The organism is Clostridioides sp. ES-S-0054-01, from assembly GCA_021561035.1.
Lineage (GTDB): Bacteria > Bacillota > Clostridia > Peptostreptococcales > Peptostreptococcaceae > Clostridioides.
Map to the genome: position 1 here is coordinate 1,212,189 of CP067346.1, position 13,236 is coordinate 1,225,424.

At 28.3% G+C, this 13,236-nt stretch carries 12 protein-coding genes; all 12 read left to right on the forward strand.

The features are described 5' to 3' along the window. The first annotated feature begins 78 nt into the window (after positions 1-78). Positions 79-447 (forward strand): putative DNA-binding protein, encoded by a 369-nt coding sequence (locus tag JJC02_05915; GenBank protein UDN55709.1) that lies wholly within the window; start codon positions 79-81, stop codon positions 445-447. Then, the gene (ffh, locus tag JJC02_05920; GenBank protein ID UDN55710.1) at positions 444-1,796 is read left to right on the forward strand and encodes a signal recognition particle protein; all 1,353 of its coding nucleotides are present in this window, start codon (positions 444-446) and stop codon (positions 1,794-1,796) included. The genes JJC02_05915 and ffh overlap by 4 nt, the downstream gene beginning before the upstream one ends. Positions 1,797-1,833: 37 nt before the next feature. Continuing rightward, positions 1,834-2,106, forward strand: a complete 273-nt coding sequence (gene rpsP / locus JJC02_05925; protein ID UDN55711.1) for a 30S ribosomal protein S16 — start codon at positions 1,834-1,836, stop codon at positions 2,104-2,106. Positions 2,107-2,170: 64 nt separating this feature from the next. Then, complete coding sequence (locus JJC02_05930) at positions 2,171-2,398, forward strand: KH domain-containing protein (GenBank protein ID UDN55712.1); 228 nt, start codon at positions 2,171-2,173, stop codon at positions 2,396-2,398. Positions 2,399-2,506: 108 nt separating this feature from the next. Next, complete coding sequence (rimM, locus tag JJC02_05935; protein ID UDN55713.1) at positions 2,507-3,022, forward strand: 16S rRNA processing protein RimM; 516 nt, start codon at positions 2,507-2,509, stop codon at positions 3,020-3,022. 8 nt (positions 3,023-3,030) lie between these two features. Continuing rightward, positions 3,031-3,726, forward strand: coding sequence for a tRNA (guanosine(37)-N1)-methyltransferase TrmD (gene trmD, locus JJC02_05940; protein ID UDN55714.1), 696 nt, complete (start codon positions 3,031-3,033; stop codon positions 3,724-3,726). A gap of 185 nt (positions 3,727-3,911) precedes the next feature. Further along, positions 3,912-4,262 (forward strand): 50S ribosomal protein L19, encoded by a 351-nt coding sequence (rplS, locus tag JJC02_05945; GenBank protein UDN55715.1) that lies wholly within the window; start codon positions 3,912-3,914, stop codon positions 4,260-4,262. A gap of 322 nt (positions 4,263-4,584) precedes the next feature. Beyond that, positions 4,585-5,481, forward strand: coding sequence for a ribosome biogenesis GTPase YlqF (gene ylqF / locus JJC02_05950; GenBank protein ID UDN55716.1), 897 nt, complete (start codon positions 4,585-4,587; stop codon positions 5,479-5,481). Positions 5,482-5,860: 379 nt separating this feature from the next. Beyond that, positions 5,861-7,153, forward strand: coding sequence for a branched-chain amino acid transport system II carrier protein (brnQ, locus tag JJC02_05955; GenBank protein UDN55717.1), 1,293 nt, complete (start codon positions 5,861-5,863; stop codon positions 7,151-7,153). A gap of 1,120 nt (positions 7,154-8,273) precedes the next feature. Next, on the forward strand, positions 8,274-9,566 hold the full coding sequence (gene brnQ / locus JJC02_05960; protein ID UDN55718.1) for a branched-chain amino acid transport system II carrier protein: 1,293 nt from the start codon (positions 8,274-8,276) through the stop codon (positions 9,564-9,566). Between the two features lie 565 nt (positions 9,567-10,131). Further along, positions 10,132-12,348: an adenosylcobalamin-dependent ribonucleoside-diphosphate reductase gene (locus tag JJC02_05965; protein UDN55719.1), complete on the forward strand. Its 2,217-nt coding sequence runs from the start codon at positions 10,132-10,134 to the stop codon at positions 12,346-12,348. Between the two features lie 70 nt (positions 12,349-12,418). Beyond that, complete coding sequence (locus JJC02_05970) at positions 12,419-13,186, forward strand: ribonuclease HII (protein UDN55720.1); 768 nt, start codon at positions 12,419-12,421, stop codon at positions 13,184-13,186. Positions 13,187-13,236 lie beyond the last annotated feature (50 nt).

Below are 13,236 nucleotides of genomic sequence, written 5' to 3' on the forward strand. Positions count from 1 at the left end.
CAAGAGTGTTTATATGATATAAAATACAATAGTGTAAAGTAAATAACCTTTACAGTATACTGCTAGGAAGTGTAAGATATGAATATAGAAAAAATGGTCGAAATTGGATTGTTATTTGAACAGTATAAAGAATTATTAACTGACAAGCAGAAAGAAATAGTTGCTCTATACTATGAAGAAGATTATTCTTTAGGTGAAATTAGTGAAAATCTGAATGTATCAAGGCAAGGTGTGTATGATACTCTAAAGCGTTCAGAAAAAATACTAAGAGATTATGAAGAGAAGTTACACTTAGTATCAAAGATTCAAGAGCAGGAAAAAAATATTAAGATTATAAAAGATAAAATTATTGACATTAAAGAAGATTTATTGCACAATAGAGATTGTGCTAATTTAATCCCTAAGCTAGAAAATATAGAAGATGTATGTAGGGAGATGATAAAATGATATTTGAAGGATTGTCTGATAAACTACAAGGGGCATTTAGTAAGTTAAAATCAAAAGGAAAACTTACAGAAGTAGATGTAAAAAATGCTATGAGAGAAGTTAAACTTGCTCTTCTTGAAGCAGATGTTAACTTTAAAGTAGTTAAAGATTTTATAAAAAAAGTTCAAGAGAGATGTGTTGGACAAGAAGTTATGCAAAGCTTAACTCCAGCTCAGCATGTAATCAAAATTGTAAATGAAGAACTTACAAGTTTAATGGGAGATGTACAAAGTAAAGTAATGATTTCCTCAAAGCCACCTACAATTTTAATGATGGTTGGATTGCAAGGTGCAGGTAAGACTACTACAGCAGGTAAACTTGGAGGATATTTTAAAAAGCAAGGTAAAAAACCTTTATTAGTGGCTTGTGATATTTATAGACCAGCAGCTATAAAGCAACTTCAAGTTGTTGGAGAAAAATTGGATATACCTGTATTCAATATGGGAGATAAGGAAAATCCAGTAAATATTGCAAAAGCAGGTTTAAGCCATGCAATTAAAAATGCTAATGATTTAGTTATTATAGATACAGCTGGTAGACTTCATATAGATGAATTACTTATGGATGAGTTAAAATCTATTAAATCAGAAATTAAGCCACATGAAATACTTTTAGTTGTAGATTCTATGACAGGTCAAGATGCTGTAAATGTTGCTGAAAGCTTCAATGAAGCACTTGGTGTTGATGGGGTTGTATTAACTAAATTAGATGGAGATACTAGAGGTGGTGCTGCACTTTCAATAAGAGCAGTTACACAAAAGCCTATAAAATTTATGGGTATGGGAGAAAAACTAGACGATATAGAACCTTTCCACCCAGATAGAATGGCATCGAGAATATTAGGTATGGGAGATGTCTTAAGTTTAATAGAAAAAGCACAAGAAAACATAGACCTAGAGAAAGCTAAGGAATTAGAACAAAAAATCAAAAAACAAGAACTTGATTTTGAGGATTTCTTACAACAAATGGAACAAATACAAAATATGGGACCTCTTGACAAGATACTTGGTATGATACCTGGTATGGGAAATGTAAAAGACCAACTTGGAGATGTAGATTTGAATGGCAAAGAAATGAAGAGAACTAAAGCCATAATTCAATCAATGACTACATATGAGAGAAGAAACCCAGGAATATTAAATGCTTCTAGAAAGAAAAGAATAGCTAGGGGTAGTGGAACTAGTGTACAAGATGTAAATAGACTTATAAAACAACTTAATGAAATGAAAAAAATGATGAAGATGTTTGCTGGTTCACAAAAAAGTATGAAGAAAAGGGGCGGCTTAGGCGGTTTACCTTTTTTTAAATAAAATATAAAAAAGTAAAAATTATTCGGAGGTGACTGTAATGGCAGTTAAAATAAGATTAAAAAGAATGGGAGCTAATAAAAAACCTTTCTACAGAATAGTAGTAGCTGATTCAAGAGCTCCAAGAGATGGAAAATTTATAGAAGAAATAGGATACTATAATCCAATTTCTGAACCTAAACAAGTAAGAATAAATGATGAAAAAGCTATAAAATGGTTAGCTACTGGTGCTCAACCAACAGAAGTAGTTAAGAAATTACTTGTAAAAAACGGAGTAATAGAAAAATTCGAAGCTTCTAAACAAGCAAAATAATTTTTTCTTGGCAATTAGTTTAAGTAAGTACTCATTGCTGAGGTTACTTTAGGAGATGAAATATATGAAAGAGCTAGTTGTAGATATAGCTAAGGCTCTAGTTGATAATCCTGATTCAGTTATTGTTGAGGAATTTGAAGATAATGACGGTATCGTTTTAAAACTTACAGTTGCTCAAGAAGACATGGGTAAGGTTATTGGGAAGCAGGGAAGAATAGCTAAAGCTATAAGAACTGTCGTAAGATCTGTTGCAAATAGAGAAAATATAAAAGTTTCTCTTGAGATAGTGTAAATAGGAGGATTAGGTATAATACCTAGTCCTTTTTATATAATTATATGTCGTTTAAGATTTTATGATGATATGACCACATAAGATTAAATTTTTTAAGAAGGTGATAACATGAAAGAAAAATTAACTCATTTTAAGGTAGGTCAAATAGTAAATACACAAGGTCTAAAAGGTGAGGTAAGAGTTTATCCACTTACTGATGATATAGAGAGATTCGATGAATTAAAAGACTTCTATCTAGGAAAAGATTTAAATAATAAATGGACTGTTGAGAAAGTAAGATACAAAGGTTCTATGGTTATAATGAAAATAAAAGGGATAGATAGCATAGAGAAAGCAGAAAAGTTAAAAAATAAATTTATGTACGTGTCTAGAGAAGATAGCAGAGAGCTTGAAGAAGGAGAATTTTTTATAGCAGATATGATTGGAATGGAAGTTTTAACTGTAGATGGAAAATATGTAGGAGTGCTAGAAGATGTTCTTCAATATTCAGCAAATGATGTTTACGTAGTGAAAGGTGAGGAAGATAAAGAATTTATGATACCAGCTGTAAAAAAATTTGTACCTACAATAAACATTGATGAAAGAAAAATGATTATAGACCCTATTAAGGGAATGATAGATTAGGTGGTAATATGAGATTTCATATAATGACACTTTTTCCAGAAATATTTAATTCATATATGGATGAAAGTATAATGAAAAGAGCAGTTGAAAAAGGTATAATTGAAGTTCATATATATAATATAAGGAATTTTTCTAATAATAAACATAAAAAAGTAGATGATTATCCGTTTGGAGGAGGGGCTGGTATGGTAATGACTCCTCAACCTATATATGACACGTATACGCATATAATAACAACTCACAATATAGATAATCCAAGCGTGATTTATCTAACTCCAAAAGGTAAGGTATATAATCAGTCTATAGTAAAGCAGATGTCTGTCAAAGAAGATATAATACTGCTATGTGGTCATTATGAAGGAATAGATGAGAGAATCATTGATTTAATAGTTACTGATGAAATTTCAATTGGAGATTATGTATTAACTGGAGGAGAGCTTCCAGCACTTATAATGATAGACTCTATATCAAGATTAATACCAGGTGTATTAAACCAAGAAGAATCATTTGAAGAAGAATCATTTGAAAATAATTTGTTGGAATATCCTCATTACACTAGACCTAGAGATTTTGAAGGATTAAAAGTACCAGAGGTACTTTTATCAGGTAATCACAAAAAGATAGATGAATGGAGAAGAGAAGAATCTATAAGAATAACCAAAGAAAGACGATTCGATTTATATAAAAAGTCTAAAGAAAAATAAAAATATAATACAAAATTAATATATGTGTGTACAATAAAGTACCTAATAAATGGAATTAAAAACATAAAAGTGCTTGTAATAACTATTGAAGTATAGTATAATATAAAATGTTGAAAATACGGGCGTTCCTCTGTTTACACTGGTCGGGTAGTTAAGAACGTCTATGATATTTAGGAGGAAGAAAGATGAATGAAATGCTAAGAGCAATTGAGCAAGAACAATTAAAAAATGAAGTTCCTAATTTTGGACCTGGGGACACAGTTAGAGTACACGTTAGAATTATAGAAGGAAAAAGAGAAAGAATACAAGTATTCGAAGGTGTAGTATTAAAAAGACAAGGTGGAGGAGCAAGAGAGACTTTCACAGTTAGAAAAATGTCTTTCAATGTTGGTGTAGAAAGAACTTTCCCAGTTCACTCTCCAAAAATAGAAAAAATAGAAGTTACTAGAAAAGGTAAAGTAAGAAGAGCTAAACTAAACTACTTAAGAGGTAGAGTAGGTAAAGCTGCTAAGATAAAAGAAGCTAGAAATAAATAATTAAAAACTTTACTTATAAATGGGGGGCTGATTTATCAGTCCTCTTTCTATTTTAATGAAAATTACAGCAGACGATTATATTAGAAATAAATAGAACTATTTGTTGAAAATATACATTATTTACTAATGAATTTATGTTTTTTAAAATGAAAAATAAAATTGGTAAATACTGTATTATATTTTGTAATGATATTAAAAATAAGAGAACAATATTATGTAAAGTATGGTGTTAAAAAGGTGACAATATTATTAGTTTGTAAAGATATATTTTTTAAGTGGAATTAGGATATAATAATATAATATTTAATAAGGAGTGATGCATGTGTCAAATGAATATGAAGAGTATCTTATGGATGACAATCTACATATAAACTGGTATCCGGGTCATATGAAAAAAACTAAGGAGTTGGTAAAAAACAACTTAAAATTGATTGATGTAGTGGTTGAACTTTTGGATGCTAGGATACCATTTAGTAGTAAAAATCCAGATATAGATAGGCTTGTAGGAGATAAACCAAGAGTTGTCGTACTTAATAAAAGTGATATGGCAGATAGAGATAAATTAAATCAATGGATTGAGTACTATAAAAAAATTAATATAAAAGCTATACCTGTAGATACAATAAAAGGGATTGGTATAAATAAGATAATTGAAGAATGTAAGAATGTAACTAGAGAAAAAATGAGCTCTTTGAAAGATAAAGGTAGAAAAGAAAGAGCTATACGAATAATGATAGTTGGCGTTCCAAATGTTGGTAAATCATCTCTTATAAATAAGTTAACAGGTAGAAAAAGCACTCAAACTGGAGATAAGCCAGGAGTAACGAAAGGGAAGCAATGGGTTAGATTAAAGGGAAATCTTGAACTTTTAGATACACCTGGAATACTTTGGCCTAAGTTTGAAGACCAAGAAGTTGCATTAAATTTAGCATTTAGTAGAGCTATAAAGGATGAGATTTTAGATACTGAGACTTTGGCTTTAAGACTTATAGAAAAACTTATGAAAATAGAACCTGAGAAGTTGAAAGCTAGATATAAGTTGGATTATCTAGGAGAAACTCCAATTGAAACTATGGATATGATTGGTCATAAAAGGGGTTTTATAACAGGGAAAAAAGAGTTAGATTATACACGTATAGCCACAACTGTTTTAAATGAATTTAGAGATGGAAAAATAGGAAATATAACTTTAGAAGTACCAGAAAATGTTAAAAGATAGATTTTAAAATAAAATTAAAAATTTAATATTATAAATTTAAAAAAACCTTTTTATAAAGGTTTTTTTTATTTTTTTGAAATATGGACAAATATTGTCATGTAAAAGTATAAATTAGATTAGAAAAATTTTAAAAATATTAATTTAAGACAAATATACCTAATATTTTGAAAATTAAAATGAGTAGGATTATTTAAACTTTTGGTATATTGACTTGCTTGTTTCGTATAATATATAATAAGCACAAATCAATACAATATATTAAAAATTTAATTTTATTAATTTAATAATAAGTTCTATTGTTTTATTTAATTTATTTATACAAGTGTAAACAGTTGAAGTATTTTATTAATTTAATAAGGTTAAAAAGGGGGATTTTATAATGGGTAAGACCAAGGATATTATAGTATTTGGATTTGCGTTATTTGCAATGTTTTTTGGAGCAGGTAACTTAATATTTCCACCGTACTTAGGAATAATTACAGGTCCAGAGTGGTTAATTGCCTTCTTAGGATTTACATTTGCTGATGCTGGTTTGGCACTTCTAGCAGTAATGGCTACAGCTAAATTCGATGGAAATGTAGTTGAAATGTTTAAAAGATGTGGTATGAAACTAGGAATTCTTATAGGTTGTGCAGATATTTTATGTATAGGACCATTCCTAGCTATACCAAGAACAGGTGCAACAACTTATGAAATGGGTATAATGCCTTTATTTGGAACTTCAATTCCAGTGTTATTATTCTGTATACTTTTTTTTGCGATTTCATATGTATTGACAATAAGACCTTCTAAGGTCGTAGATATAGTTGGACAGTTTTTAACTCCAGCTCTTCTAATAGCTTTAGCATTTATAATTATAAAAGGTGTTGTATCGCCACTTGGAGAGATAATAGATAAACCTATGATACCTAATGTATTTGCAGAAGGTATTGGTCAAGGATATCAGACAATGGATGCCTTTGCAGCAATAGCACTTGCGTCAGTACTAATAGTATCTTTAAATGAAAAAGGATATTCTACTATTAGTGATAAGTTAAAAATGATTGGTAAAGCTGGCGTTCTTGCTTGTGGAGGATTGGCTCTAGTTTATGGAGGCTTATGTTTCCTTGGAGCAACTGTATCCACAATGTATGGAACAGATGCAGTACAATCACAAGTAATAGTAAATATAACTGAAGGTTTACTTGGAAATATCGGGAAAGCGATTTTAGCAGTAGTAGTATCACTAGCATGTTTAACTACATCTATAGGTCTTACATCTGCCACAGGTCAATATTTCTCTAGACTTACAAAAGGAAAGTTAAGTTATGAAAAAATAGTATTAGCTGTGTCTGTATTCAGTGCAGTAGTAGCATCTTTTGGTGTTGGAACTATTATAAAGATAGCATCTCCTATACTAAGTATAGTTTATCCACCATCAATTGTTTTAATAATTTTAGCTTTCTTCAATGAAAAAATTAAGAATGATAATGTGTACAAAGGAGCAGTATATATGTCATTACTTATAAGTATATTAACAGTTATATCTAGTTATGGAGTAAATGTTCCAGTAGTAAAATCTTTACCTCTTCATTCATTAGGATTTAACTGGGTGGTTCCAGTTATAATAGCTGGAATAATTGGTAATTTTATACCATCAAAGAGCCAATCTAATACACTTGGAACAAATTAAGTTTTATTTAATTAAAATATAATCAACTGTAAATAAATGAGTTATCTGTAATAAAAGGAGTTATTTGTATAAATAACTCCTTTTATTTTTGGATTCTATAATTAGTTATTTGTATTTAATATAGAAAAAATATAAGAAAATATAAAAAAGATAGATGGTTTATTTTTTAACAATAATAGAGATTAAAAAAATAATTTTATAGTAATTTTATAATTTTAAGTATATGTATTAGATGATTTTTACAAAAATATAATATAAATAAAATTATGACAATAATAAAATAATAAAACAAAATTTAAGACATATAACTATGCAAATGAATTGAGTAAACGACTAAATTATTTTCTCACAGGTATATATTAAGAATTTTTAGTTAATTATGATATATGAGTACATAAACATGAATACTAGCAACTGCAAAGTTTAAGTAAGTTGGAAGTTAGAAAATAATTGCTATGAAGAAAAATAAGCTAATAAATCATAATAAGGAATTTTCAGAAAAAACGATTTCTAGACTAAAAAACAAGTGATAAATCTATAAAAGTAGAATAATAATTAAATAAAATTAATAGTCAATTTAGCAAAATAAATACAAAATACTACAAGAACTAACGTAAATAGGAGTTCTGATAAAAGGAAAACGATTTTTCGAGAATCATAATTTTGAAAATTTAAAAAATTAAAAATGATATTGACTGCTTTTTTTTCAGACTATATAATAAACACAAAATATTTAAAATTTAAATTGAATTAAAAGGATTATATGTATGTAAAAAGGAGGTTGATATATACAATACATAGTATAAAGCAATACAACTTGGCAATAAATCGAATAATTAAAAAATCTTAATATTTCTATTATTCAGAATAGTTAATTTTGTCAAGAAAAATTAGAAAAAAAATAAAAAAACAACTATGTTTAAAGTATACAGGTTGGTTTTGTTTAATTAAAAAAGTTGTATTAAATATTGTGAAGATTTTATAAATTATGAAATATAATTGACAAATTTAAGTCAAAAATGTATAATTAAATAAAATCTCGTCAAAAGGTTTTCATTTAAGAAGAGATTGGACTTATTTCTTAGTAAAAGGTAGTAAAATTCAGATGGGGGTGCTTTAAATGGGTGAGAAACAAATCAATTTTAAAGATGTAATTGTAATTGGATTTGCACTATTTGCAATGTTTTTTGGTGCTGGGAACTTAATATTCCCTCCATATCTAGGAGTTTTATCTGGAAGTAGTTGGCTAGTAGCTTTCATAGGATTCCTTTTTGCAGATGGTGGTTTGGCATTATTGGCAGTTATAGCAGCAACTAAGTTCAATGGAGACACATCAAAGATGTTCTCAAGAGCAGGCAAAGGATTAAGTATTGCAATAGGATGTGCAATGGTAATCTGTATAGGGCCACTTTTAGCAATACCTAGAACAGCAGCAACAACTTATGAAATGGGTATATTACCTACAATAGGTTCTGGAATAAGTCCAGTAATATTCTCTGTAGTATTTTTTGCTCTAGTATTGGTTTTAACAATAAGACCATCAAAAGTTGTAGATATAGTTGGGTCAATCTTAACTCCAGCTTTACTTATAGCTTTAGCAGTATTAATAGTTAAGGGTATCATATCTCCATTAGGAGAAATAAGAGACAGTTCTTTAATACAAAATGTATTTGCAGAAGGTATAACTCAAGGTTATCAAACAATGGATGCATTAGCAGCTAGTGTATTTGCATCAATTATAATCATGTCAGTAATAGCTAAAGGGTATACAGGTGAGAAAGAAAAGATGAAAGCCACAGTAAGTGCAGGTGTTATTGCAGTAATAGGTATGGCACTAGTTTATGGTGGATTATGTTATCTTGGAGCAACTGTATCTCAACAATATGGACAAGATGTTCAACAAACAGCTTTAATAGTTGCAATAACAGCAGCTTTACTTGGAACTACAGGTAAAATCTTATTAGCTATTATAGTTACATTAGCATGTTTAACAACAGCTATAGGACTTTCTTCAGCAGCAGGTCAATATTTCTCAACACTTACAGATGGAAAATTAAAGTATGAGCATATAGTTATAGTAGTTTGTGTGTTTAGTGCAATCATATCAAACTTTGGAGTAAGTACAATAGTAAAATTCTCTTCTCCTATATTAAGTATGGTATATCCAGCAACTATAACTCTAGTTATACTAGCTTTATTTAGTGATAAAATTAAAAATGACAATGTGTTCAAATGTGCTACATATATGGCGTTATTAGTAAGTGTATTAACAGTTGTAAAGAGCTTTGGTGTAAATATTCCTCTAATTGATATTTTACCATTTGCTTCATTAGGATTTAACTGGATAGTTCCAGTTGTAATAGCGGGAATAATAGGAATCTTTATTCCATCTAAAAGCAGTAAAACTGCATAATAATAAAAACTAATTGATAATTATGGAATTGTCTTTAAATTATATAGGCAATTCCTTTTTATATTTGAAAGTATATTAATTATTGTAGATTAAAAAATATTATTAGTCTTATTTATCAAATTATAAAATTTATTTTGGAGCAGTATGATTTATATAGTGTGTAAAATAAAAAAGATTTATTTAGAATTATAAATAAAATTATACATACTATGAATGTTTAATATTAATATAAAAATATTAATATATATTTGTAAAGAAAAAATAAAGAATTTATCGTTTAATCACTTATTAATTAATCAAAGTTAAAATAAAAAAAATATAAAAAAATAAAGTATATAAAAGTATAATTGGACTTTTATATACTTTTTTATATTTTTTTGAGTTTTTTATAAACATATTTTAAAAGTTGAGAAAACTATAAGGAGTGTTATATTGAATATAAAATAGTATAATATATATTATGTTAGATAATTAATATGAAAATATACAAGTATATAAAAAAGTTTGTTTAGAGTTATAGTTAATATGTGTATTAATTTAATACTAATTTATTGGAGGTCTAAAGATGAAGTACATAATAAAAAGAGATGGTACGAAAGAACTTTTTAGTAAAAGTAAGATTGAAGATGCTGTCTATAAAGCTAGTATAAACAGTGAAGGTGGAGTGGATAGAGATTTAGCATATGATATATCAAGAAAAATAGCTAATGACTATAGTTCTATGGAAAAATGCTTATCTGTTGAAGAAATACAAGATATAGTTGAAGTATTGCTTATGGAATCAAATAGAAAAGATATAGCAAAACACTACATATTATATAGAGAAAGACGTTCTGAAATAAGAAATAAAGCTTGGGACTTTGATGAATTACAAAAATCAATATGGAAGAACAAGTATAGACACAATGGTGAGAGTTTTGATGAATGGATAAAGAGAATTTCAAATAATAGTTCAAGAATATCAAAACTAATAAGACAAAAAAGATTTCTATTTGCTGGAAGAATTTTGGCAAATAGAGGATTACAAAAAGAAGGAAAAAAAATAACATATTCCAATTGCTATGTAATAGAACCACCGAAAGATAGCATAGAAGACATTTTTGATACTGCAAAAAAACTTGCTAGAACATTTAGTTATGGTGGAGGAGTTGGAATTGATATTTCAAAGTTAAGACCAAAAGGAGCCAAAGTGAACAATGCCGCAAAACATACGACTGGAGCAGTCTCTTTTATGGAACTTTACAGTATGACAACTGGTTTGATTGGTCAAAGGGGGAGAAGAGGAGCTCTTATGATTTCTATGGACGTAAATCATCCAGAGATAGAAGAGTTTATAGATATAAAAACAGATTTGGAGAAGGTTACTAAAGCAAATATTTCTGTAAGAGTAACAGATGAATTTATGCAAGCTGTAAAGGAAAAAAAGTTATATAATTGTACTTTTGAAGTTGAAACTACTGGAGAAAAAATAGTCAAGATAGTAAACGCGTATGAGTTGTTTAATAAATTTGTGAAGAATAACTGGGATTATGCAGAACCAGGTATATTGTTCTGGGATAAAATAAGAACATATAATTTTATGAGTGAAGATAAAAACTTTTGCTTTTCAGGAGTAAATCCTTGTGCAGAAGAGCCACTTCCAAGTGGAGGAAGTTGTCTACTTGGCTCAATAAACTTGTCAGAGTTTATAATACAACCATTTGGTGAACATGCTACGTTTGATATTAATAAATTAAAATCTTGCGTTAGAGAAGCTGTAGTAGCTTTAAATGATGTCTTAGATGAAGGATTAAACTTACACCCGTTACAGGAGCAAAGAGATAGTGTACATAAATATAGACAGATAGGTTTAGGTGTAATGGGTATAGCTGATATGCTTATAAAGATGGGAATAAGATATGGCTCTGATGAATCTTTAGAATTATGTGATTTAATTGGTAAGACTATGCTAAATGAAGCTGTAAAGCAATCAGCATTAATTGCTAAAGAATATGGAACATTTAGTGAGTATAAATATGAAAATATTTCTAAATCTAAGTTTTTTATAGAAAATTTAAATGAAGATACTAAGGAAATGGTTAAAAAGTATGGGCTTAGAAATTCACAGCTTTTAACTATACCCCCTACAGGCTCTATATCTACAATGATAGGAATTAGTGGTGGAATAGAACCTATATTTAACCTTTCATATATAAGAAAAACTGAAAGCTTGCATGATGAAGATGTATATTATAAAGTATATACTCCAATTGTTAAAGAGTATATGGATAAGAAGGGGATTACGGATGAAGAATGTTTGCCAGATTTTTTTGTTACTGCTATGAATATAGGATATGAAGAAAGAATAAACATGCAAAAAGTTTGGCAAAAGTATATTGATGCTTCTATATCATCTACAATAAATATACCTTTTGAAACTACAGTTGAAGATGTTTTCAATATATATATTAAGGCATGGGAGGCTGGTCTTAAAGGAGTAACAATATTTAGAGATGGATGTAAAAGGAGTGGAATTTTAATAAATGAAAAAAAGGAAGAAAATAATAAAGAAAATAATAAAAAAGAAGATAATAAAAAAGAATGTTATAAAAATAATAAAAAAGAATGTTATAAAAATAATAAAAAAGAAAAAGATAATAAAGAGGAAAAAGCCAAAGAAATAATAAATAAAAATTTTGAAGAAGATGAAAAATTTGTGTGTCCTGAGTGTGGAAGTGAAGGAATTGCACATACAGGTGGTTGTAGTATATGCTTAAAATGTGGATATAGTGGGTGCAATTAAACTTTGTGTTAGCAAAATTTTAATAGATTTAAAAACTTATATTTTTACAAATGAAAGATGAGGTAATTGTATGCAGAATAAAAGCGTGAGGGAGATTAAAGAAATAATTGAGACCTTAGAAGTAGAAAAATATATGCAATATATAGAACTATTGAGAGTCGATGACAGAAAATCTGTTCAAAGCTTAGCTGTAAAACTAGCTAAAAAATTAGACAATATTAGAAAAGAAGAAGAAAGATTAGAAACTATAAATATATTTGAAAATGAAGGTTACAATAAAGGTTATTTATATATTGGAGGAATTGATGAAGCGGGAAGAGGACCTCTTGCTGGACCTGTTGTAGCTTCTGTAGTAGTATTTAAAAAAAACACAAAAATAGAAGGCGTAAATGATTCTAAAAAACTAAGTGAAGCAAAAAGAGATGAACTTTTTGAAGTAATAAAAAGAGAAGCATTAGACTATGGAGTAGGTATAGTAAATAATGAAGAAATAGACGAATTTAATATATTGAATGCTACATATATGGCAATGAAAAAAGCTATAAATTGTTTAAAACAAGCACCTGATTATCTATTGGTTGATGCAGCGACAATACCAGGGATTGATATAGCTCAAAATCCAATTGTAAAAGGAGATTCAAAATCTATATCAATAGCAGCAGCAAGTATATTGGCTAAGGTTACTAGAGATAGTATAATGTATCAATATGATAGGGTCTATCCAGAATATGGTTTTAAATCTCATAAAGGGTATGGGACTAAAGAACATTATGAAGCCATTGAAAAACACGGAATAACTCCTATACATAGGAAAAGTTTTTTGAAAAATATACTGTAAATACAATATGATATAATGTATATGATATAAATTACTATAATAAATGGGGG

Bases quoted from the DNA above. Each gene is read 5' to 3' on its own strand.
- JJC02_05915 (UDN55709.1), top strand. From the start codon at position 79: ATGAATATAGAAAAAATGGTCGAAATTGGATTGTTATTTGAACAGTAT.
- ffh (UDN55710.1), top strand. From the start codon at position 444: ATGATATTTGAAGGATTGTCTGATAAACTACAAGGGGCATTTAGTAAG.
- rpsP (UDN55711.1), top strand. From the start codon at position 1,834: ATGGCAGTTAAAATAAGATTAAAAAGAATGGGAGCTAATAAAAAACCT.
- JJC02_05930 (UDN55712.1), top strand. From the start codon at position 2,171: ATGAAAGAGCTAGTTGTAGATATAGCTAAGGCTCTAGTTGATAATCCT.
- rimM (UDN55713.1), top strand. From the start codon at position 2,507: ATGAAAGAAAAATTAACTCATTTTAAGGTAGGTCAAATAGTAAATACA.
- trmD (UDN55714.1), top strand. From the start codon at position 3,031: ATGAGATTTCATATAATGACACTTTTTCCAGAAATATTTAATTCATAT.
- rplS (UDN55715.1), top strand. From the start codon at position 3,912: ATGAATGAAATGCTAAGAGCAATTGAGCAAGAACAATTAAAAAATGAA.
- brnQ (UDN55717.1), top strand. From the start codon at position 5,861: ATGGGTAAGACCAAGGATATTATAGTATTTGGATTTGCGTTATTTGCA.
- brnQ (UDN55718.1), top strand. From the start codon at position 8,274: ATGGGTGAGAAACAAATCAATTTTAAAGATGTAATTGTAATTGGATTT.
- JJC02_05965 (UDN55719.1), top strand. From the start codon at position 10,132: ATGAAGTACATAATAAAAAGAGATGGTACGAAAGAACTTTTTAGTAAA.
- JJC02_05970 (UDN55720.1), top strand. From the start codon at position 12,419: ATGCAGAATAAAAGCGTGAGGGAGATTAAAGAAATAATTGAGACCTTA.